The sequence below is a fragment of the Pseudomonas sp. Irchel 3A7 genome (assembly GCF_900187565.1).
Lineage (GTDB): Bacteria > Pseudomonadota > Gammaproteobacteria > Pseudomonadales > Pseudomonadaceae > Aquipseudomonas.
Map to the genome: position 1 here is coordinate 98412 of NZ_FYED01000021.1, position 21580 is coordinate 119991.

General features: G+C 61.0%; 20 protein-coding genes. 12 read left to right on the top strand and 8 right to left on the bottom strand.

Annotated elements, in window-relative coordinates:
• Nucleotides 1-6: 6 nt before the first annotated feature.
• The 3 genes from CKW21_RS28905 to CKW21_RS28915 form a co-directional block, all read right to left on the bottom strand.
• Nucleotides 7-1401: an ethanolamine ammonia-lyase subunit EutB gene (locus CKW21_RS28905; RefSeq protein ID WP_095197223.1), complete on the bottom strand. Its 1395-nt coding sequence runs from the start codon at nucleotides 1399-1401 to the stop codon at nucleotides 7-9.
• A gap of 198 nt (nucleotides 1402-1599) precedes the next feature.
• Complete coding sequence (eat, locus tag CKW21_RS28910; RefSeq protein ID WP_095197224.1) at nucleotides 1600-2970, bottom strand: ethanolamine permease; 1371 nt, start codon at nucleotides 2968-2970, stop codon at nucleotides 1600-1602.
• A gap of 221 nt (nucleotides 2971-3191) precedes the next feature.
• Entirely contained in the window at nucleotides 3192-4712 is a 1521-nt protein-coding gene (locus CKW21_RS28915) for an aldehyde dehydrogenase family protein (protein WP_095197225.1), read from the bottom strand.
• 300 nt (nucleotides 4713-5012) lie between these two features.
• Between CKW21_RS28915 and CKW21_RS28920 the strand changes: the two genes are divergently transcribed.
• The 4 genes from CKW21_RS28920 (at nucleotide 5013) to CKW21_RS28935 (ending at nucleotide 9385) form a co-directional block, all read left to right on the top strand.
• Complete coding sequence (locus CKW21_RS28920) at nucleotides 5013-6923, top strand: sigma-54-dependent Fis family transcriptional regulator (protein ID WP_095197226.1); 1911 nt, start codon at nucleotides 5013-5015, stop codon at nucleotides 6921-6923.
• Nucleotides 6924-7129: 206 nt separating this feature from the next.
• A complete protein-coding gene (mpl, locus tag CKW21_RS28925; protein WP_095197227.1) occupies nucleotides 7130-8479 on the top strand; it encodes a UDP-N-acetylmuramate:L-alanyl-gamma-D-glutamyl-meso-diaminopimelate ligase in 1350 nt (449 codons plus the stop codon).
• Nucleotides 8476-9108 carry a flavin prenyltransferase UbiX gene (ubiX, locus tag CKW21_RS28930; RefSeq protein ID WP_095197228.1) on the top strand — a complete coding sequence of 211 codons (633 nt, stop codon included), beginning with the start codon at nucleotides 8476-8478 and terminating at the stop codon, nucleotides 9106-9108. Before mpl ends, ubiX begins: the two co-directional genes overlap by 4 nt.
• Nucleotides 9101-9385: a YceK/YidQ family lipoprotein gene (locus CKW21_RS28935; protein WP_095197229.1), complete on the top strand. Its 285-nt coding sequence runs from the start codon at nucleotides 9101-9103 to the stop codon at nucleotides 9383-9385. The genes ubiX and CKW21_RS28935 overlap by 8 nt, the downstream gene beginning before the upstream one ends.
• Before the next feature lie 47 nt (nucleotides 9386-9432).
• Here the strand turns inward: CKW21_RS28935 and CKW21_RS28940 are convergent, their stop codons facing one another.
• From CKW21_RS28940 to CKW21_RS28950, 3 genes are all read right to left on the bottom strand, one after another.
• The gene (locus CKW21_RS28940; protein WP_095197230.1) at nucleotides 9433-10074 is read right to left on the bottom strand and encodes an oxidoreductase; all 642 of its coding nucleotides are present in this window, start codon (nucleotides 10072-10074) and stop codon (nucleotides 9433-9435) included.
• A gap of 26 nt (nucleotides 10075-10100) precedes the next feature.
• A complete protein-coding gene (locus tag CKW21_RS28945; RefSeq protein ID WP_095197231.1) occupies nucleotides 10101-11819 on the bottom strand; it encodes a C13 family peptidase in 1719 nt (572 codons plus the stop codon).
• Between the two features lie 115 nt (nucleotides 11820-11934).
• Complete coding sequence (locus CKW21_RS28950; RefSeq protein ID WP_095197232.1) at nucleotides 11935-12390, bottom strand: MaoC family dehydratase; 456 nt, start codon at nucleotides 12388-12390, stop codon at nucleotides 11935-11937.
• Nucleotides 12391-12583: 193 nt separating this feature from the next.
• Between CKW21_RS28950 and CKW21_RS28955 the strand changes: the two genes are divergently transcribed.
• Genes CKW21_RS28955 through CKW21_RS28965 form a run of 3 tightly spaced genes read left to right on the top strand, consistent with a single transcriptional unit; the run spans nucleotide 12584 to nucleotide 14264 of the window.
• The gene (locus CKW21_RS28955; RefSeq protein ID WP_095197233.1) at nucleotides 12584-12949 is read left to right on the top strand and encodes a CidA/LrgA family protein; all 366 of its coding nucleotides are present in this window, start codon (nucleotides 12584-12586) and stop codon (nucleotides 12947-12949) included.
• A complete protein-coding gene (locus CKW21_RS28960; protein ID WP_095197234.1) occupies nucleotides 12946-13662 on the top strand; it encodes an LrgB family protein in 717 nt (238 codons plus the stop codon). The genes CKW21_RS28955 and CKW21_RS28960 overlap by 4 nt, the downstream gene beginning before the upstream one ends.
• Nucleotides 13663-13673: 11 nt before the next feature.
• Nucleotides 13674-14264: an LON peptidase substrate-binding domain-containing protein gene (locus tag CKW21_RS28965; RefSeq protein WP_095197235.1), complete on the top strand. Its 591-nt coding sequence runs from the start codon at nucleotides 13674-13676 to the stop codon at nucleotides 14262-14264.
• Between the two features lie 35 nt (nucleotides 14265-14299).
• On the opposite strand, the gene CKW21_RS28970 is transcribed toward CKW21_RS28965, so the two are convergent.
• Together CKW21_RS28970 and CKW21_RS28975 are read right to left on the bottom strand one after the other, a co-directional pair.
• On the bottom strand, nucleotides 14300-15616 hold the full coding sequence (locus CKW21_RS28970; protein WP_095197236.1) for a bifunctional DedA family/phosphatase PAP2 family protein: 1317 nt from the start codon (nucleotides 15614-15616) through the stop codon (nucleotides 14300-14302).
• A 158-nt stretch (nucleotides 15617-15774) separates the two neighbouring features.
• Nucleotides 15775-16473 carry a DNA-3-methyladenine glycosylase gene (locus CKW21_RS28975; protein ID WP_095197237.1) on the bottom strand — a complete coding sequence of 233 codons (699 nt, stop codon included), beginning with the start codon at nucleotides 16471-16473 and terminating at the stop codon, nucleotides 15775-15777.
• Between the two features lie 189 nt (nucleotides 16474-16662).
• Here CKW21_RS28975 and CKW21_RS28980 point away from each other — a divergent pair, with 189 nt between their 5' ends.
• The 5 genes from CKW21_RS28980 (at nucleotide 16663) to mrdA (ending at nucleotide 21576) form a co-directional block, all read left to right on the top strand.
• Nucleotides 16663-17934, top strand: coding sequence for a glutamate-5-semialdehyde dehydrogenase (locus tag CKW21_RS28980; RefSeq protein WP_095197238.1), 1272 nt, complete (start codon nucleotides 16663-16665; stop codon nucleotides 17932-17934).
• The gene (gene nadD / locus CKW21_RS28985) at nucleotides 17903-18625 is read left to right on the top strand and encodes a nicotinate-nucleotide adenylyltransferase (RefSeq protein WP_095197239.1); all 723 of its coding nucleotides are present in this window, start codon (nucleotides 17903-17905) and stop codon (nucleotides 18623-18625) included. The genes CKW21_RS28980 and nadD overlap by 32 nt, the downstream gene beginning before the upstream one ends.
• Before the next feature lie 73 nt (nucleotides 18626-18698).
• Nucleotides 18699-19193 (top strand): ribosome silencing factor, encoded by a 495-nt coding sequence (gene rsfS / locus CKW21_RS28990; RefSeq protein WP_008022922.1) that lies wholly within the window; start codon nucleotides 18699-18701, stop codon nucleotides 19191-19193.
• Nucleotides 19194-19202: 9 nt separating this feature from the next.
• Entirely contained in the window at nucleotides 19203-19670 is a 468-nt protein-coding gene (rlmH, locus tag CKW21_RS28995; RefSeq protein ID WP_007937439.1) for a 23S rRNA (pseudouridine(1915)-N(3))-methyltransferase RlmH, read from the top strand.
• 10 nt (nucleotides 19671-19680) lie between these two features.
• Entirely contained in the window at nucleotides 19681-21576 is a 1896-nt protein-coding gene (gene mrdA, locus CKW21_RS29000) for a penicillin-binding protein 2 (RefSeq protein WP_095197240.1), read from the top strand.
• Nucleotides 21577-21580 lie beyond the last annotated feature (4 nt).

Sequence of the window (21580 nt, forward strand, 5' to 3'; positions counted from 1 at the left end):
CAACACTCATCCCAATTGCGCCAGGGCCTGGCGAAAGGCCGGTGGCAGGCTGTTGCCGAAGAGAACCTTGCCGTCCGCCTGGGTAAAGATGCCCATTTTTGCCAGCCACTGTTCGAATTCCGGTGCCGGCTTGAGCCCCAGCGTCTGCCGGGCATAGAGCGCATCGTGGAACGAAGTGGTCTGGTAGTTGAGCATGATGTCGTCGGAGCCGGGAATGCCCATGATGAAGTTGATCCCGGCCACGCTCAGCAGGGTCAGCAAGGTGTCCATGTCGTCCTGGTCGGCCTCGGCATGGTTGGTGTAACAGATGTCGCAGCCCATCGGCACGCCCAGCAGCTTGCCGCAAAAGTGGTCTTCGAGGCCGGCGCGAATGATCTGTTTGCCGTTGTAGAGGTATTCCGGTCCGATGAAGCCTACGACGGTGTTCACCAGGAATGGGTTGAAATGTCGCGCGACGGCGTAGGCCCGGGTTTCGCAGGTCTGTTGGTCGACGCCATGGTGGGCATTGGCCGATAGAGCGCTTCCCTGGCCGGTTTCGAAGTACATCAGGTTCTGTCCGAGTGTGCCGCGATTGAGGCTCAATCCGGCGTCGTATCCCTCTTTGAGTACGTTCAGATTGATACCGAAGCTGGCGTTGGCCGCCTCGGTGCCGGCGATCGACTGGAACACCAGGTCCAGTGGCACACCGCGATTGACCGCTTCAATCGAGGTGGTGACATGGGTCAGCACGCAAGCCTGGGTCGGAATCTCGTAGCGCTGGATGATCGCGTCGAGCATTTCCAGCATGGCGCAGATCGACGCGATGCTGTCGGTGGCCGGATTGATACCGATCATGGCATCGCCGTTACCGTGCAGCAGGCCGTCGAGAATGCTTGCGGCGATACCGGCCGGTTCGTCGGTGGGGTGGTTGGGTTGCAGGCGGGTGGACAGGCGGCCGCGCAGGCCGAGGGTGCCGCGAAACTGCGTGACCACACGAACTTTCTGCGCCACCAGGACCAGATCCTGCACGCGCATGATTTTCGACACGGCGGCCACCATTTCCGGGGTCAGACCGGGGGCGAGCGCGCGCAGGACCTGCTCGTCGGCGGCATCGCTCAACAGCCAGTCGCGAAACCCGCCGACCGTGAGGTGACTGACGACCGCGAAGGCCTGCTTGTCGTGGGTGTCGATGATCAGGCGAGTGACTTCATCGGCTTCATAGGGAATCAGTGCTTCCTGCAGGAAATAGCTCAGGGGAATGTCAGCCAAGGCCATTTGTGCAGCGACGCGCTCGCCATCGTTAAGGGCGGCGACACCGGCCAGAAAATCCCCGGAACGCGCCGGGCTGGCCTTGGCCATCACTTCCTTGAGGCTGTCGAAGCGATAGGTCTGGGCGCCGACGGAATGGGCAAATACGGCCACGCTGTCCTCCTGAATCAATCAATGATTTAAATACGTCGCTGAACCCATGTGGGAGCGAGCCTGCTCGCGAATTCAGTATTTCATTCAATACAGGTGTTGAATGTCAGTCCGTTTTCGCGAGCAGGCTCGCTCCCACATGGGGGCTGCGTGCACTTCAATAAAGCAGGCGCCAGGCTTTCGGCCCGGCGCCGGTGCAACTCATGCACCTTCGAGCATAGCGTCCGCTGGCGCCTCGGAGCGTTGCCGGGCGGTTAATTGGAAATACAGGTAACCGGCGACCATGAAACCGAGGAAGATCAGGCCGATCAAGGTGTTGAACCAGGCCATCGCCACCAGGCACACCAAGGCCAGAAACAGCGCGATCCCCGGCACGATCGGATAGCCCGGGGCGCGGAAGGTGCGTTCCAGGTTCGGCTCGGTCTTACGCAGCTTGAACAGGCTCAGCATACTGATGATGTACATCACGATGGCGCCGAACACCGACATGGTGATCATCGCTGCGGTCAGGCTCATGCCTTGCAGGTTGATCAGGCCATCGCTGTAGATCGCCGCGATGCCAATTACGCCACCCGCCAGAATGGCCCGGTGCGGGGTCTGGAAACGCGAGAGTTTTGCCAGGCCGCGCGGCAGGTAACCGGCGCGGGCCAGGGCGAAGAACTGTCGTGAATAGCCCAGGATGATCCCGTGGAAACTGGCCACCAGGCCGAACAGGCCGATCCAGACCAGCATGTGCATCCAGGTCGAATTGTCACCCACGACCGATTTCATGGCCTGGGGCAGCGGGTCGTTGATGTTGGAGAGCTGACGCCAGTCGCCCACGCCGCCGGCCATCACCATCACGCCAATGGCCAGAAACACCAGGGTCAGAATGCCGCTGACATAGGCCTTGGGAATCGTACGTTTCGGGTCCTTGGCTTCTTCCGCCGCCATGGCCGCGCCTTCAATGGCGAGAAAGAACCAGATCGCGAAGGGAATGGCGGCGAAAATACCGGGAATAGAGCCCATCGTGAATTCGTTGGAACCTGACCAACCGTTGAGTACGAAATTACTGAAGCTGAAGCCCGGCGCCACCACACCCATGAACACCAGCAGTTCGGCGACCGCCAGCACGGTGACCACCAGTTCGAAGGTGGCAGCGATGCTGACCCCCAGAATATTGAGGGTCATGAACACGAAATAGGCGCCTACCGCAGCGATTTTCGGGTCCAGTTCCGGGTATTGCACGTTGAGGTAGGCGCCGATGGCCATGGCGATTGCCGGTGGCGCAAAGACAAATTCGATCAGTGTGGCGATGCCGGCGATCAATCCACCTTTCTCGCCAAAGGCCCGCCGACTGTAGGCAAAGGGCCCGCCAGCGTGGGGAATGGCAGTGGTCAATTCGGTGAAACTGAAGATGAAACAGGTGTACATCGTCGCCACCATCAAGGCGGTGACAAGGAAACCCAGGGTCCCTGCGGTGCCCCAGCCGTAACTCCAGCCAAAGTATTCGCCGGAAATCACCAGGCCGACGGCAATGCCCCATAAATGCAGGGTGCCGAGGGTGGGTTTGAGCTGTGTGGTAGTTGTCATAAGTCCTCGCTGTCTTTTTTATTGTTCGATCTTTTGGACTTTCGGGAACTGCATTTGCGTTTGATGCGGGTACGCAAAGCCCGTGCCAGAGCGGCCAGGCGATGTTGGGTGTGTCATTGAGGATACCTTCGCGAGCAGGGGGCGCGGTGTGAATGTGGGAGCGAGCCTGCTCGCGAAAGCGATGTGAGGGGCGATGCAAAAATATGCATCGCCCCCGGTATTTAGAAGAAGCCCAGCGGATTGATGTCGTAGCTCACCAGCAGGTTTTTGGTCTGCTGATAGTGATCGAGCATCATTTTGTGGGTTTCACGGCCGACACCGGACTTTTTGTAACCGCCGAACGCGGCATGCGCCGGGTACAGGTGGTAGCAGTTGGTCCACACACGACCGGCCTTGATGGCGCGGCCCATGCGGTAGGCGCGGTTGATGTCGCGGGTCCAGAGGCCGGCACCCAGGCCGAACTCGGTGTCGTTGGCGATGGCCAGGGCTTCGGCTTCGTCCTTGAAGGTGGTGATGCTCACCACCGGGCCAAAGATCTCTTCCTGGAACACGCGCATTTTGTTGGTGCCCTTGAGCAAGGTCGGCTGGATGTAATACCCGCTTGCCAGATTGCCTTCGAGTTTTTCCACCTTGCCGCCGGTCAGCAGCTCGGCGCCTTCGCCCTTGGCGATTTCCAGGTACGAAAGGATTTTGTCGAATTGCTGCTCGGATGCCTGGGCGCCGACCATGGTGTCAGTGTCCAGCGGGTCGCCGCGCTTGATCGACAGGACTTTTTTCATCACCTCTATCATGAAGTCGTCGTAGATCGATTCCTGCACCAATGCGCGGGAAGGGCAGGTGCAGACTTCGCCCTGGTTGAAGAATGCCAGCACCAGGCCTTCCGCGGCTTTTTCGATGAAGGACGGTTCGGCTTGCATGATGTCTTCAAAGAAAATGTTCGGCGATTTGCCACCCAGCTCCACGGTGGACGGAATGATGTTTTCGGCCGCGCATTTCATGATGTGCGAGCCAACCGGGGTCGAGCCGGTAAAGGCGATTTTGGCGATGCGCTTGCTGGTGGCCAGGGCTTCGCCGGCTTCTTTACCGAAGCCTTGCACGATGTTCAGCACGCCAGGTGGCAGCAGGTCGCCGATCAGTTCGACCAGGACGGTAATGCCCAGCGGGGTTTGCTCGGCAGGCTTGAGCACCACGCAGTTACCGGCAGCCAGGGCCGGGGCAAGTTTCCAGGCGGCCATCAGGATCGGGAAGTTCCACGGGATGATCTGCCCGACCACGCCCAGCGGTTCATGGATGTGATAGGCCACGGTGTTGCCGTCGATTTCGGCAGCGCTGCCTTCCTGGGCGCGGATGCAACCGGCGAAGTAGCGGAAGTGGTCGGCGGCCAGCGGGATATCGGCGTTGAGGGTTTCCCGCACGGCTTTGCCGTTGTCCCAGGATTCGGTGATTGCCAGCAGTTCGAGGTTTTCTTCGATGCGGTCGGCGATTTTCAGCAGCACCAGCGAGCGAGCCTGGGCGGACGTGGCGCCCCAGGCATCGGCCGCCGCGTGGGCAGCGTCCAGGGCCTTGTCGATGTCTTCGGCCGTGGAACGGGGGAATTCGGCAATCGGTTGGCCATTCACTGGCGAGGTATTGGTGAAGTACTGACCTTTGACAGGCGCGACGAACTCGCCGCCGATGTAGTTACCGTACTTGCTCTTGAACGAAACGATAGCGCCTTCAGTACCGGGGTGAGCGTAACGCATGATGGTTCTCTCCTTGCTTTTGTGCTTATAGGGAGTCGCGCATGTGCGCTTGCTATAAGCGTAGAGCAAAGGCTGGGCCATCGCCCTGCAGGTCAGGCAAATCAAGGCCTTGCGTTATTTTTGTCAGACGGGCGGGCTGCGACTGTGACGCTTTCGGTACAGGCCCCGTGACACTTTGTACCGTTCATGGCACAGGCTGTGACTACCCGGTCTTGCCAGCATTGCATTGCAGGCTAGGCTGGAGGATGCTCGGCATCACCTCATGCACGGGTCGCCGAGCCCCGGGGAGAACAATAAGAAATGCACGACAATCATTTGAGTCGCCATGCCCAACAAGTATTGACCGTGACGCAGGGCAAAACCCACCTGCACGGTCCGGGCAGTGATCCGTCCATCGCCCGCTCGTGGCTGCGCTGTCTTGAGGACTATCACCTGGACCCGGCCCTGACCATCGCACCGACGGTACTGGAGCATGGGCGCGTGCTTGAAAGCCGCGAACGCCTGCAGCAAGTGCTGCACATTGCCGGCAACGAAATGACCAGTCTGCATCAACAGCTCTCCGGTTCCGGGCACGCGGTGCTGCTGACCGACGCGCGTGGCGTGATCCTCAACTGCGTGACGGCCCCTGCCGAGCGGAAGATTTTCGAACGCGCCGGGCTTTGGCTTGGCGCTGACTGGAGCGAGGCCTGCGAAGGCACCAACGGCATCGGTACCTGCCTGGTGGAGCGTCAGGCGCTGACGATCCATCAGGACGAACATTTTCGCGGCCGCCATACCGGCCTGACGTGCTCGGCGAGCCCGGTGTTTGACCCTCATGGTGAGCTGCTGGCGGTGCTTGATGTGTCTTCGGCGCGCCACGACGTATCGCGCCAGAGCCAGTTTCACACCATGGCCCTGGTCAATCTTTCGGCGAAGATGATCGAGAGCTGCTATTTCCTGCGTTATTTCGACAACCAATGGCTGCTGCGTTTTCATCTGCAGGCCGAGTCCGTCGGGCTGTTCAGTGAAGGCTTGTTGGCGTTCGACGGGGAAGGGCGGATCTGCGCGGTCAATCAGAGCGCACTGAACCTTTTGGGGCATGTGCGCGGTGGTTTGCTGGGCAAGCCGGTGGAAGCGTTTTTCGACTGTGCACTCGATGATCTGCTCGGCCGCGCGAGCGTCAATGCCAGTGCCAGTTGGCCGCTGCGTACCCGCGACGGGCGCAGCCTGTTTGCCGTGTTGCGCGGCCAGCCGCGCCGTGTGCCGGTGCCGCTGGTCCCCAGCCCGGTCATTGAAGAGCGTGCACCGCTGTCGGGCATCTGTCTGGGCGATGCCGCGTTGCAAGCGGATTTCCGCAAGGCTCTGCGTGTGTACGAACGCGATGTGCCGCTGCTGATCAACGGTGAAACCGGGTCGGGCAAAGAGGCCTTTGCCAAAGCCGTCCATCAGGCCAGCCAACGGGCTGCGAAAGCCTTCGTCGCCCTCAACTGCGCGGCCATTCCCGAAAGCCTGATCGAGAGCGAACTGTTCGGTTATCGCGGCGGCAGTTTTACCGGTGCGCGCAAGGAAGGCATGCGCGGCAAGTTGCAGCAGGCCGATGGCGGAACCTTGTTCCTCGATGAAATCGGGGACATGCCCCTGGCCTTGCAGACGCGGCTATTGAGGGTGCTCGAAGATCGTCAGGTAGTGCCGATCGGTGGCGAGCCCCAGGCGATCAACGTGCGGATCATCAGCGCCACGCACCGTAACTTGCTGGAGCGGGTGCAGGACGGCAGTTTTCGCGAGGACCTGTATTACCGACTCAACGGCCTGGAAGTGGCGCTGCCGGCATTACGCGATCGCAGTGACAAGTCGCAGTTGCTCGACTTTTTACTGGCCGAAGAGGCGGGCGGGGAAGCGGTGCAGATCGATGGAACGGCCAGGGAGGCGTTGCTCGGGTTTGCCTGGCCGGGCAACGTTCGGCAGTTGCGCAATGTGCTGCGCACGTTGGCGGCGTTGTGTGACGGCGGGCGGATCGGTTTGGAGGATTTGCCGGCGATGATCCGACAGGCACGACCGATGGTCGCGCAGTCAGCTGAAGAGTCCGACCATCCGCTGGAGGATGCCGAGCGGCTGGCGTTGTTGAATGCGCTGGAGCAGACGCGTTGGCATATGACGCATACGGCGCAACAGCTGGGCGTCAGTCGTAACACGCTCTATAGAAAGCTGCGCAAGCACGGGATAGCCCGTTAAACGCGTTTTGTGGCGAGGGAGCTTGCTCCCGTTCGGCTGCAAGGCAGCCGCCTTCAAATGATTCGGTTTGTCAGAACCTTCGTGATTGCAGGTTTTGGGGCCGCTGCGCGACCCAGCGGGAGCAAGCTCCCTCGCCACAGAAAAGCTAAAGGGTGCGATTTTCCCCTCCCTACGCTAACCTGCGGCCATGTTTTACGAGGTCGACTATGCACATTCATATTCTTGGTATCTGCGGCACTTTCATGGGTTCGATGGCGGTTCTGGCCAAAGAGCTGGGCCATCACGTGACGGGCTCCGATGCCAACGTCTACCCGCCCATGAGCACTCAGCTTGAGGCTCAGGGCATCGAGTTGACCCAAGGCTACGACCCGGCCCAACTCGATCCGGCCCCCGACCTGGTGGTGATCGGCAACGCCATGTCGCGCGGCAACCCGGCAGTGGAGTATGTGCTGAACAAAGGCCTGCCTTATGTCTCCGGCCCGCAATGGCTGGCCGACCACGTACTGCAAGGTCGCTGGGTGCTGGCGGTTGCCGGTACACACGGCAAGACCACCACCAGCAGCATGCTTGCCTGGGTACTGGAGCACGCGGGCATGAGCCCGGGCTTCCTGATTGGTGGCGTGCCCCAGAACTTCTCGGTGTCGGCGCGTCTGGGCGGCACACCGTTTTTCGTGATCGAAGCCGACGAATACGACAGCGCCTTTTTCGACAAACGCTCCAAGTTCGTTCACTACCGCCCGCGCACGGCGATCCTGAACAACCTGGAATTCGACCACGCCGATATCTTCCCGGACCTGCCCGCCATCGAGCGCCAATTCCACCATCTGGTGCGGACCATCCCGAGCGAAGGCCTGGTGATTCATCCGACCACCGAACCGGCGTTGCAGCGTGTCATCGAAATGGGTTGCTGGACCCCGGTGCAAACCACCGGTGCTGGCGGTCAGTGGCAGGTCAAGTTGCTCAGTGAAGATGGATCGGCCTTTGAAGTGATGTTCGAAGGGGTTTCCCAAGGCGTGGTCGAGTGGGACATGACTGGCCAGCACAACGTTGCCAACGCACTGGCCACCCTGGCAGCCGCGCGGCATGTCGGCGTGGTGCCGTCCATGGGCATCGCGGCATTGAGTGCTTTCAAAAGCGTGAAGCGGCGGATGGAGAAAGTCGGGGAGGTGCGTGGCATCACCATTTATGACGACTTCGCGCATCACCCGACCGCCATCGCCACCACGCTTGATGGCCTGCGCAAGCGTATCGGCGATGCGCCGTTGATCGCGATCATCGAGCCGCGCTCCAACTCCATGAAGCTCGGCGCGCACCGCGACGGCTTGCCGGAAAGTGTGGTCGATGCCGATCAGGTGATCTGGTACGCACCGGCCAATCTCGGTTGGGACCTGGCAGCCACCGCCGCGCTGTGCACCGTGCCGTCGATTGTCAGCGACTCGCTGGAGGGCATCATCGAGCGCGTGAAAAGCCAGGCGCAACCGGGCACCCACGTGGTGATCATGAGCAACGGCGGTTTCGGCGGCCTGCACGGTAAACTCGCCGAGGCGCTCAAATGAGCAATGGTCCGGATCGCATCACGCTGGCGATGACCGGCGCTTCTGGCGCCCAGTACGGCTTGCGCCTGCTCGACTGCCTGGTGCGCGAAGACCGCGAAGTGCACTTCCTGATTTCCAAGGCCGCGCAACTGGTAATGGCCACTGAAACCGATGTCACGCTGCCGGCCAAACCGCAAATGATGCAGGCCTTCCTCACCGAATACACCGGCGCCGCCGCCGGGCAGATCCGCGTGTATGGCAAGGAAGACTGGATGTCACCGGTGGCCTCGGGCTCCGGTGCGCCGGCGGCGATGGTGGTGGTACCGTGTTCCACCGGGACGCTGTCGGCCATCGCGACCGGTGCCTGCAACAACCTGATCGAACGCGCTGCCGACGTGACATTGAAGGAGCGCCGTCAGCTGATTCTGGTGCCGCGCGAGGCGCCGTATTCGAGCATTCACCTGGAGCACATGCTCAAGTTGTCGAACATGGGCGTGACGATTCTGCCGGCATCGCCGGGCTTCTATCATCAGCCGCAAACCATCGACGATCTGATCGATTTCGTGGTGGCGCGGATTCTCAATCTGCTGGGTATTCCCCAGGACATGCTGCCACGTTGGGGCGAGCACCATCTGAGCAGTGATGAATAAGCTGCTGATTATGTTGCTGGCGTTGCAATTGGTCGGCTGCGCCACGGCCCGTACGCTGGATGCCGCGAAACCGGGGGCGCCGGTGGTGTATGCGGGGACACGGCTGGATCTGTATGCGATGAAGGGTGGCTGTTGCGCGAAGGATCGTTTCGGTGCTGAAGCTCCGAGTTATCCCGGGGTTGATCTGCCGGCCAGTGCGTTGCTCGACACGTTGCTGTTGCCGTTGTCGTTGTTGACGGTGTTGGGTGTGAGCTTTCAGGCGACGGGCGGGTTGTAAGGACATTTGTGGCGAGGGAGCAAGCTCCCTCGCCACAAGTCCGCAGATTACTTGCCCAGCTTTCTCAGCTCATCCGACTCGACAATCCTGATCCCATCCTGCTCTTCCAGCGCCAGGCGCCACATGGCACGGGCCAGTTGGCAGGCTTCGATGCCGCGGTACTTGCCAGGGATCAATCGGGACAACGGTCCGACGAATTGCTCGGCCGCCCGTCGTTCGAGGCGCTCGCCCAGCAGCAGCGAAGGTCGGCAAATGGTCAGCTGTGGCCAGTTCTGTGCCCGCAATGCGTACTCCATCTCGCCTTTAACCCGGTTGTAGAAAATCGGAGATCTGCGGTCGGCCCCCAATGCGCTGATCACGATCAGGTGCCGGGCGCCCATCTCCCTCGCACGTTTGGCGAATGCCACCACCATGTCCAGGTCCACCGCGCGAAATGCCTCCTCCGAGCCGGCTTGCTTGATGGTGGTGCCGAGGCAGCAATAGGCGATGTCGACGCGACCGTTCAACTGCGACAGAAACACCGCCGGGTCGCCGACCGGGTTTTCAAGATGAGGGTGCTCGGCCAGGGGGCGGCGTGAGGGTGCCAGTACCCGTGAAATCGTTGGCTCATTGAGCAGACGATCGAGCAAATGTTCACCGGTCAAACCAGTGGCTCCGGCAAGCAATACGTGCTGAGGCGTCAAGTACATAGTGTTTCTCCCTTGATACTGTCAGCTTAGTTGTTCTTTGTATCCTTGCTGTCAATCGAGACATTTTGCAGCGCTTTGCGTGCCTGCTGTTTACGCAACAATTGCCAGTGTGACAGTACGGTTTTCGGTGCCCAGATCTGCGGCTCGGAGGCCTCGTAGTTATCGGCCAGTTCGCGCTCGGCGACGGTGGCCTTGGCCAGTTTGAAGGCTTGCTCCAGATCGTCTGTCTGGTTCAAGGCCTGGGCAAACAGGGCGTCGCCGAAGTAGGTGAAATTGGCTTCTTCCGAGCAGCCGAACGATACGCGGTCGGCCCGCGAAGCGGTCATGATCAGCGTCCGTTCGTCCTTGAGGGCGGGAATGAAACCGCCGGAGTAGCAGGCTGAAATCACGATGACCTTGTCGCGGTTTTTCAGGGGGGCGAGCACCGCGGCCAGTTCGTCGGCCGGCAGGTCGGCCAGCTCCATGCGTGGCTGGTCGAGTACCAGTTCGTGCTCGCTGGTGCCGTGGCTGGTCAGGTAGATGAATATCAGATCTTCCGGGCCGCTGCGTTCGGCCAGGGTCACGGATGCGCGGCGCAGGTTTTCCCGGGTGGCCATCGGCCGGTCGCCGAGGTGATCGCGATGGTTCACCAGGCGGATCTGGCCAAAGGCACCGAAACGGCTGGTGAGCATGTTGGCCACGTAGTCGGATTCTCGCAGGAACACACTCTGCTTGCCGTCGCCGCCCAGGGTCAGGGTGTACAGCTCGACCGCCGGGGTCGAGGCCGGTACGTTGCTTAATGCATCTTCGAGCAGCCGCCCCTGGGCCAGCAGTCCGAGTTCGAGGGTGTCGGGCAGCAACTTGCCATCGGCGTCGCGCACGCGCTGGCCGTTGATCCAGGTACCGCTGAGCACCGAGCCATCCGTCAGCACCAAGGTGCCGCGACCGGAATAGGTGTCGCTGTCGAACTGGCCGATGTAGAAACTGCCGTCGGCCAGGTTCAAGCGGCCCTGGCCGCTGAAACGCCAGTCGTTGAAGTTACCGATGTAATGGCTGCCGTCGGCGCCGATCAGCTCGCCTTTGCCGTTGAGTGAGCCTTCCTTGAATTGACCCAGCCAGACATCGCCGTCCGCGTTTTCGTAGCGACCCTTGCCGTGCAGTTGATTGTTCTTGAAGCCACCGACGTAGATGTCACCGTCAGCGCTGTTGAATGTCCCGTTGCCTTCCAGTTGGCCGTCGACGAAATGCCCGGTGAACTGATTGCCATTACCGTCGCCGCGCTGGCCTTCGCCGTTGGGTTTACCGTGGGCGAACTGACCCTGGTACGCGCTGCCGTCTTCGAGTTCCAGGCGACCGAGCCCTGAATACTGATCGGCCTTGAACTCGCCACGATAAGTCATGCCGTTTTCTTTGAGGGTGCCTTCGCCGTCGCGCCGGCCTAGCTTGAAACCACCGTTGTAGCTGCTGCCATTCGTTCTCAGGCTACCCTGGCCATCGAACAGGCCTTTGTTGAATTGCCCGCGATAGACCTCGCCGTTGCTGCCGTGCCATTCGCCCTGGCCATGCCATTGTCCCTTGTCAAACTCGCCGGCATACCAGCTGCCGTTCGGGTAATCGATGCGGCCCTGGCCTTGCAACAATCCATCGACCAGGTCACCGCGATAGCGTCCGCCGTCCGGCAGGCGAGCGTCGGGAGGCAGCGGCGATTCGCCGTCGCCGCAAGCGGTGAGCATCAGGGTCAGGGCAAGGAGTGCAAGTAGGCGCATAGCGGGTTCCGGGCAATTAGGCGACCGAGTATGCCGCAGCTATGTGTCCATATACAGGCGGTAGAAAAAAGCAGCAGGTGCGAAACAGCATGAGCTGCTTCGCATCCGGGAAGGTTTACACGAAGCAGAGCGACAAGGATTCAGCGATGTACGCCGGTTTGTCCGAACCTTCGATTTCCAGGGTGGCGATGGCCTTGAGCAGCCATTGGCCAGGTTTCTTCTCGGTGACTTCGGACAGATCGACCTTGAGCCGCACTTTCGAATCGACCTTGACCGGTTGAATGAAACGCACGCTGTCCAGGCCATAATTGACCACCATCTTCACACCTTCTGGAAGGATGAGGATGTCTTCCATCAGTTTCGGGATCAACGACAGCGACAGGAATCCGTGGGCAATGGTGCCGCCAAATGGCGTCTGTGCCGCTTTGACAGGATCGACGTGGATGAACTGATAGTCCCCTGTGGCTTCGGCGAACAGGTTGATGCGCTCCTGATCGATCGTGAGCCATTCGGAACGTCCAAGTTCCTTGCCGACATAATCATTGAGCTCTGCAACTGGAACATAGGGCATTGAGACTCTCCTTGGTGTTCATCGGTTTTATAGTTTTGAGGTGGGGGGATTTGACCTCCCGGATTACCACTTTAGATCAACATGGCAAATTGCTCCGGTCAACCGACCATGCTTTTGGCGAATGCCGATGTATACGGCAGGCGTGCTTATAATGCTCGGCCCGTCATTGCGGGTGGTTTGCGGGAGATGAGGGATGTTGTTACGAGGTTTGACCTGGCTGGTGCTGTTCCAATTGCTTGGCACAGCCATCAACCATTTGTTTTTACCGGTGTTGCCGGGGCCGATCATTGGCCTGCTGCTTCTGCTGGTGTACCTGATCAGCCGGGGTCAGGTGGGTGAGCCCCTGAACCAGGCGGCCGGCAGCCTGCTGCGTTATCTGCCCTTGCTGCTGGTGCCGCCGGCGGTGGGGGTGATGGTGTACGCCAAAGACATCGCCGCCGATTTCTGGGCCATTGTCGGGGCGCTGGTGTTGTCGCTGGTGCTGTCCATGGCGTTCGCGGGTGTGCTGATGCAGCGCCTGATCAAGCGCCACAGCCACCCGCGTGAGGACAACCCATGATCCTTGACTGGGAGGGTGCCTGGACATCGGTGATCCATCATCCGTTGTTCGGCATCGGCATTACCCTTGGCGCCTACCAGCTGGTTCTGGCAGCTTTCGAGAAAACCCGCTGGATCTTTTTGCAGCCTGTGCTGGTCTCCATGTTGCTGGTGATCGGTGTGTTGGTAGGCTGCGGGCTGACGTATGCCGAGTACCGCAAGAGCACCGAGATCCTCAGTATCCTGCTCGGCCCGGCCACCGTCGCACTGGCCGTGCCGCTATACCTCAACCTGCGACGGATTCGGCAGTTGTTCTGGCCGATATTTACTACGCTGGTGGTAGGCGGTGTGGTTGCCACAGGCATGGGCGTATTGCTGGGCTGGTGGTTCGGGGCTGAACATATGATCCTGATGACCATGGCGCCGAAGTCGGTGACTTCGCCTATTGCGATGCTGGTGGCCGAGCAGATCGGTGGTGTTGCGGCGCTGGCGGCGGTGTTCGTATTGATCACTGGCGTGATTGGCGCGATCTTCGGCCCGAGCCTGTTGACCCGGCTCGGGGTTCGCAGCCCCGAGGCCCGAGGCATGGCGTTGGGCATGACGGCCCACGCGGTAGGCACGGCGGTGGCGATGCAGGAAAATGACGAGTGCGGCGCCTTTGCGGCGCTGGCAATGAGTTTGATGGGCGTGGCCACGGCGGTGTTGCTGCCGTTGGCGGTGTCGATGGTGGTGTGAAGGAAATGTCTATGAGTCTGCCGCTTTTTCCGCTGAACACGGTGCTGTTTCCAGGCTGCATCCTCGATCTGCAGATTTTCGAGGCGCGTTACCTGGACATGATCGGTCGCTGCATGAAACAGGGTGGCGGCTTCGGCGTGGTGTGCATTCTTGACGGCGAAGAGGTCGGCATCGCCCCGGCGGGTTACGCATTGGTCGGGTGCGAAGCGCTGATCACCGATTTCAAGCAACAGGACAACGGCCTGCTGGGCATTCGGGTGCAGGGCGGTCGGCGCTTCCATGTGTTGCGCACCGACGTGCAACGCGATCAGTTGATCGTGGCCGAAGTCGAGTGGCTGGACGAAGAGCCCGAGCAACCGTTGCAGGATGAAGACGCTGATCTGGTGGCCCTGCTCAAGGCCCTGGCCGAACACCCGATGGTCGAAGCGTTGAACATGGGCACCGAAGCGACCGGGCAACAGTCGCTGGCCAATCAGTTGGCGTACCTGTTGCCGTTCGCCGAACTGGACAAGATCGACCTGCTGCAACTCGATGATCCGCAGCAGCGGCTGGATGCGATTCAGGCGCTGCTGGATGAGTTGCAGGGTGAGTTGTTTGCTTGACGGTCAAAAGATCGCAGCCGGCGATCTTTTGATCTTCAATAGGCATACCGCAACATCGTATGCGGCAAATGCCGCAATACGAAGAATCCGAACAGCGCCACCAGCGAAGGCAACACCAGCCACCAGATCCTGGGCGGCATGGCGTTGAGTGACGTGCGGCGCTGAATCAGCCACAGGCTTGCTGCGCAGACGCAGGCCGCGAGCATCGCGCCGGCCAGCACATCGGTCGGCCAATGCGCCCCGAGGTACACCCGCGACAGGGCGATCGCCAGTGCCGGCAAGCAACCTACCAGCAGCCAGGTCAAGCGCATCCGTGGCGGTTGTCCACGGCCGGCGAGGACGGCGAGGGTCAGGAACAGTGCGAAGGCGCCCGAGGCATGACCGCTGGGCATGCTGTAACTGGTCAGCGGGTCGCTCAGCACTTCCGGGCGCATACGGGCGAAAAAGTGTTTGGTCGCGGTGTTGCCCAGCGCAGTGAACAACAGCGTGCTGCAAGCGAAGATCGCCTGGCGCCATTGTCGGGCGATCAGCAGCAGCACGACCAGCAAGGCACTGAAGATCAGCATGTTGCGGAATTCACCGATCAGCGTGAAGACCACCGCCACTTCATCGAGCGTCGGGCTGCGATGCTCCTGCACCAGGGTCATCATCCCCTGATCGAGGGCAGTCAGGTGCGCGAAGCCGATAAACAGCCCCGCCAGAATCAGAAAGCTCATCCCGGTAATGAACATCGTCGCCTTGCGGTGCTTGCGCAGGCTGCTGGTAGCGCTCAGTCCGACCATCAGCGCAATGCTGCCGGCGACGATCCCGGCCTGCGGCCAGAAGCCCTCAGGCAATGGCAGGCGAATGGCTGCGCCGGTGGCCCAGCCGGGCAGCAGGTACGCGACTGACCACCCTGCGCCGGCCAGCAGGCTGACGGCAAAAAAACGCGGGAACGGCATGTCGAACATCCCGGCCACCATGGGCAGCATGGGACGCAAAGGGCCGATAAAGCGCCCGACCAGCAAGCTGGCGATGCCATACCGCTGAAAGTACGCCTCGGCCCCGGCGATCCATTCCGGGTGATGGCGCAGGCCTGGCAGGCGCCGGATGTTCTGATGGAAATGACGCCCCAGAAAATAAGAAACCACATCGCCGAGTACGCCGGCGAGGAAACCCAGCAATAACGTTTCGCTCAGTGACAGGGCACCGCTACCTGCCAGTACCGCCACGGCGAACAGCAAAACCGTGCCGGGAACGATCAACCCGGCAATCGCCAGGCATTCGACGAAGGCCACGATGAACACCGCTGCCGCCAGCCATTGCGGGTTGACCGTCAGCCAACCAGTCACGCTATCGAGCCATGGGCCCATAAATACAACTCCATTGAATGTTCAAATGCCTTTTTTGTGGGAGCGAGCCTGCTCGCGAATGCGCACTATCAGTCAACAAAGATGGTGCGTGTGCTGGCCTCTTCGCGAGCAGGCTCGCTCCCACAGGGGATTTCTTTTGCTTCAAGTCCAGGTCAAGGTCAGGACAGCACAAAATAATCGCGACCTTCGACCTGCCCCCTTCGCAGCGGGTTCCGCGTGCACCAGGCCGCGTAGGAGGCGTCGACGAAGCGGTACATCAGGTGTTCGTCGCGCCCATGGGGAATGCCCAGTCGCGTGGCCTGGATGACGTGGGCGGGCGTCTGGCCGACGTCTTCTACCAGCAACACCTCATGATCGAAGCGCTTGGCATCCCACGCCGGTACCTTCAAACCTAGAGATTTGCACAGCAGAGTCTGCCCGGCACACAACTTTTGCGACGGGCGAGGGCGGCCCTGGGCGTCGGGGTTGTTCAACAGCATTTGTGCCAGGCTCGCCGGTCCGCTCAGTTCGTCGACCCACGGATAGGCAGACTTGATCAGTACCGCGTTGCCCGGCCCCTGGGCGCTGAAATTTAGAGAGTCGCCGCCGCGGGCGTAATACATATAGATGTGGCCACCGTCCAGAAACAAAGCCTTACGCTTTTCTGTATAGCCCAGGGAGGCGTGGCTGCCTTTTTCGGCGCAGTAATAGGCTTCGGTCTCGATGATTCGGGCACTGAGCCAGAGGTCGCCGACCCGATGGCGGATGACTTTGCCCAGTAGATCCCGGGCCAGAACTTGCGCGTCGCGGTCGAAAAACGCGTCCGGAAGGCCCTTGGGCAGGCTCGCGGCGGACGCTCGAACAGTCAGGTTGGACATGATGAACGGCGTTTATCAGGGCTGATTGAGTCGTGATGATAACAATTTGCAGCTTAATCCCGGCTGAACGTCGGCAAATTGCCCTCCATTTCGACCATCCGCCCGTCACCGCTGTTAGTCGGGAGACACGACAGCTATAATCTGCCGCTTTACTCTTTACCAAGACCTTATCAAAGACCACTCCAGACCATGACTGAGTCCGTTCTTGACTACATGACCCGCCTGGGTCGCGCTGCCCGCGAAGCTTCCCGCGTCATCGGCCGTGCCAGCACTGCGCAGAAGAACCGCGCACTGCAGGCCGCCGCCAACGCGCTGGACGCTGCCCGCGCCGAGCTGACCGCCGCCAATGAGCTGGACCTGGCAGCCGGCCGCGCCAATGGTCTGGAACCGGCGCTGATTGAACGCCTGGCGCTGACCCCGGCCCGTATCGACGGCATGATCGTGGGGCTGCGTCAGGTAGCTGCGCTGCCGGACCCTGTCGGCGCCATCCGGGACATGAGCTATCGGCCGTCCGGGATTCAGGTCGGCAAGGTGCGCGTGCCGCTGGGTGTGATCGGCATCATCTACGAATCGCGGCCGAACGTGACCATCGACGCCGCCAGCCTGTGCCTGAAGTCCGGCAACGCGACCATCCTGCGCGGCGGCTCCGAAGCCATTCATTCCAACCGTGCCATCGCCGCCTGCATCCAGCGCGGCCTGGCTGAAGCCGATCTGCCGGCTGCCGTGGTGCAAGTGGTCGAAACAACCGACCGTGCCGCCGTTGGTGCGCTGATCAGCATGCCTGAATACGTCGACGTCATCGTGCCCCGGGGCGGTCGCGGTCTGATCGAACGAGTCAGTCGCGATGCCCGGGTGCCCGTGATCAAGCATCTGGACGGCATCTGCCACGTTTACGTCAGTGCCCACGCCGACCTGCCGAAAGCCCAGCGCATTGCGTTCAATGCCAAGACTTACCGCTATGGCATCTGCGGTGCGATGGAAACGCTGCTGGTCGATCAAGTCGTTGCCAAAGATTTCCTGCCGTCGATGGCTGCCCAGTTCCGCGAAAAAGGCGTCGAACTGCGCGGCTGCGAACGCACCCGGGCAATCATCGATGCGCTGCCGGCCACCGAGGAAGACTGGAGCACCGAATACCTGGCGCCGATCCTGTCTATCCGTGTGGTCGACGGACTGGAGCAGGCCATCGAGCACATCAACCATTACGGCTCTCACCACACCGATTCGATCGTCAGCGAACACCAGGGCGACACCCGGCGTTTTGTAGCTGAAGTCGACTCGTCGTCGGTGATGATCAATACCCCGACATGCTTTGCCGATGGCTTTGAATACGGATTGGGTGCCGAGATCGGCATTTCTACTGATAAGCTGCACGCCCGTGGCCCGGTCGGCCTCGAAGGTTTGACCTGCGAGAAGTACGTCGTGGTCGGTGATGGCCAGTTGCGCGGACAGGAGCCGGTCTGACTTGGGCGACCTCGACCCGTCAGCCCCGGTAACCGCCAGCGTGCCTCGACCTCGCCGCATTGGTGTACTGGGCGGGACCTTCGACCCGGTGCACGTCGGCCATTTGCGCGGCGCGCTGGAAGTCGCCGAATCGCTGGCGCTCGATGAGCTGCGTCTGGTGCCCAGTGCCAGGCCGCCCCATCGGGACACGCCGCAAGTTTCGGCAAAGGACCGTTTGGCGATGGTCAAGTGCGCGGTGGCCGGTGTGGCGCCGTTGATGGTGGATGCCCGCGAATTGCAGCGGGACAAACCGTCCTACACCATCGATACCCTGGAACTGATGCGTGCCGAACTGGCCGCGGATGACCAGGTTTTTCTGCTTTTGGGCTGGGACGCGTTTTGCGGCCTGCCCACTTGGCATCGCTGGGAAGAGTTGCTCCAGCATTGCCACATCCTGGTGCTGCAACGCCCGGATGCCGACAGCGAACCGCCGGATGCCTTGCGCAACCTGCTGGCAGCGCGCTCGGTGAGCGACCCGCTGGCCCTCAAGGGGCCGAGCGGACAGATTGCATTCGTCTGGCAGACACCGCTCGCGGTATCCGCCACCCAGATCCGTCAACTGCTGGCCAGCGGTAAGTCGGTACGTTTCCTGGTGCCCGACGCGGTCCTGGCCTACATCGATGCGCACGGACTTTACCGTGCGTCGAACTGAAGAGGAGTGCCTCAAGGCACGTGGCAACAACGTGTATTGAAGCACCCGAACATACGAGCAAAACGAGTTTTATATGACGAACAACGACGTAAACAAAGTTAAGCGCAAAGGCACGTTCAAGAGTGCCCCGCTGCCTGAGAAAGTCCTCGCTGCCGAGCCGCCAAAAGGCGACGAACTGGTCAAGATTGCCGTCGCGGCCCTGGAAGACGTCAAGGCCCAGGACGTGCTGGTCATCGACGTTCGCGACAAGCAGAGCATCACCGACTACATGATCATCGCCACCGGTACCTCCAACCGCCAGATCGGCGCGATGCTGGACAAGGTCCGCGAAGCCGTCAAAGCCCTGGGTATCAAGCCGCTGGGTGAAGAAGGCAAGGGCGACAGCGACTGGGTGTTGCTGGACATGGACGACGTGATCGTTCACATGATGACCTCCAACGCCCGCCAGTTCTACGACCTGGAGCGCCTGTGGAAAGGTGCCGAGCAGAGCCGTGCCGCCGATGGCAAACACCACAGCCCTGAAGTTGGTCACGAGCATTTCAACAAGCTCAACAAAGACCAGGAATAAGGAACGGCTGTGCGACTGCGACTGATCGCCGTCGGTTCACGCATGCCCAAATGGGTGGAAGAAGGCTGGCATGAATATGCCAAGCGTCTTCCGTCCGAGCTGGCGCTGGAACTGGTGGAAATACCGCTCAACACCCGTGGCAAGAATGCCGACGTGGCACGCTTCATCCGTCAGGAAGGCGAAGCCATGCTGGCCAAGGTCGGGCCGAACGAGCGCGTTGTCACCCTCGAAGTCCACGGCAAGCCCTGGAGTACCGAGCAACTGGCGGTCGAGCTCGATCGCTGGCGGCTGGACTCGCGCACAGTGAATTTCATGGTCGGTGGCCCCGAAGGGCTGGCGCCGGAAGTCTGTGCACGCGCCGATCAGCGCTGGTCGCTCTCGCCATTGACGTTGCCGCACCCGCTGGTGCGCATTCTGATCGGCGAACAGCTGTATCGTGCCTGGACCGTGTTGTCCGGCCACCCTTACCACAAGTAATTCTGCCCTCATGTCCCAGCCGATCCGAATCAAGGACCACGAAAAAGACGCCCGTCTGGTGCGTGGCCGCGTCGTGTTCGGGGCAATCGCGGTGGTGGCACTGATCGGGGTGCTGATCGCGCGCCTGTATTATCTGCAGGTGATCCAGTACGAGTACCACTCGACCCTGTCGGAAAACAATCGCGTCCATGTGCAGCCGATTCCGCCGACTCGCGGGTTGATTTTCGACCGTAACGGCGTGGTGATTGCCGACAACCGGCCGAGCTTCAGCCTGAGCATGACCCGCGAGCGTTCCGGCAACTGGCAACAGGTGCTCGACGTGATCGTCGAGGTGCTGGAGCTGACGCCCGAGGACCGGGTGATATTCGAGAAGCGTATGCGTCAGGGACGCCGGCCGTTCGAGCCGGTGCCGATCCTGTTCGAGCTGACCGAAGAGCAGATCGCCCGGATCGCCGTGAACCAGTTCCGGTTGCCGGGGGTGGAAGTGGTCGCGCAACTGGTTCGTCACTATCCACAGGGCGCGCACTTTGCGCACTCGGTGGGGTACATGGGGCGGATCAACGAGAAAGAGCTGAAGTCCCTCGATCCGGTCAATTACAGCGGCACCCACCACATCGGCAAAACCGGCATCGAGCGGTTCTACGAACCGGAGCTGCACGGCCAGGTGGGTTACGAGGAAGTCGAAACCAACGCCCGGGGCCGCGTGCTGCGCGTACTCAAGCGTACCGATCCGATCCCCGGCAAGGACATTGTCCTGAGCCTGGACATCAAATTGCAGGAAGCCGCCGAAGCCGCACTGGGTGGTCGCCGCGGCGCGGTGGTGGCACTGGACCCGAAAACCGGTGAGGTACTGGCGATGGTCAGCCAGCCGAGTTTCGACCCGAACCTGTTTGTCACCGGCATCAGCTTCAAGGCCTATTCCGAACTGCGCGATTCCATCGACCGGCCGCTGTTCAACCGCGTGCTGCGTGGTTTGTACCCGCCGGGCTCGACGATCAAGCCGGCGGTGGCGATTGCCGGACTGGACGCGGGCGTGGTGACAGCCTCGTCCCGGGTGTTCGATCCGGGCTATTACATGCTGCCCAACTACGATCACAAATACCGCAACTGGAACCGTACCGGTGACGGTTTCGTTGATCTCGATACGGCGATCATGCGTTCCAACGATACCTACTTCTATGACCTGGCGCACAAGCTGGGGATCGATCGGTTGTCGGCCTACATGACCAAGTTCGGTATCGGTCAGAAAGTCTCCCTGGACATGTTCGAAGAATCGCCGGGGTTGATGCCGACCCGGGAATGGAAGCGCGCGACGCGTCGTCAGGCGTGGTTCCCGGGGGAGACACTGATTCTCGGGATTGGTCAGGGCTACATGCAGTCAACGCCGTTGCAGTTGGCCCAGGCCACGGCACTGGTGGCCAACAAAGGTATCTGGAATCGTCCGCATCTGGCCAAGACCATTGAAGGCGAGAAACCGGTGGATCAGAACCCGATGCCGGACATCATCCTGCGCGATCCGGCGGACTGGACCCGGGTCAACCATGGCATGCAGCAGGTGATGCATGGCGCCCGTGGTACTGCGCGCAAAGCCTCGATCGGTGCGCAATACCGGATCGCCGGCAAGAGTGGTACGGCCCAGGTGGTCGCGATCAAGCAGGGTGAGAAGTACGACCGCTCCAAGGTGCAGGAACGCCATCGCGACCACGCCTTGTTCGTCGGCTTCGCACCGGCTGATGACCCGAAGATCGTGGTCTCGGTGATGGTCGAGAACGGCGAGTCCGGCTCCGGCGTGGCCGCACCGGTGGTGCGTCAGGTCATGGACGCCTGGTTGCTGGACCAGGATGGCCACCTCAAGGCCGAGTACGCCAACCCTATCAGCGCGGAGGCTACGGCCCGTGAAGAATAATTTC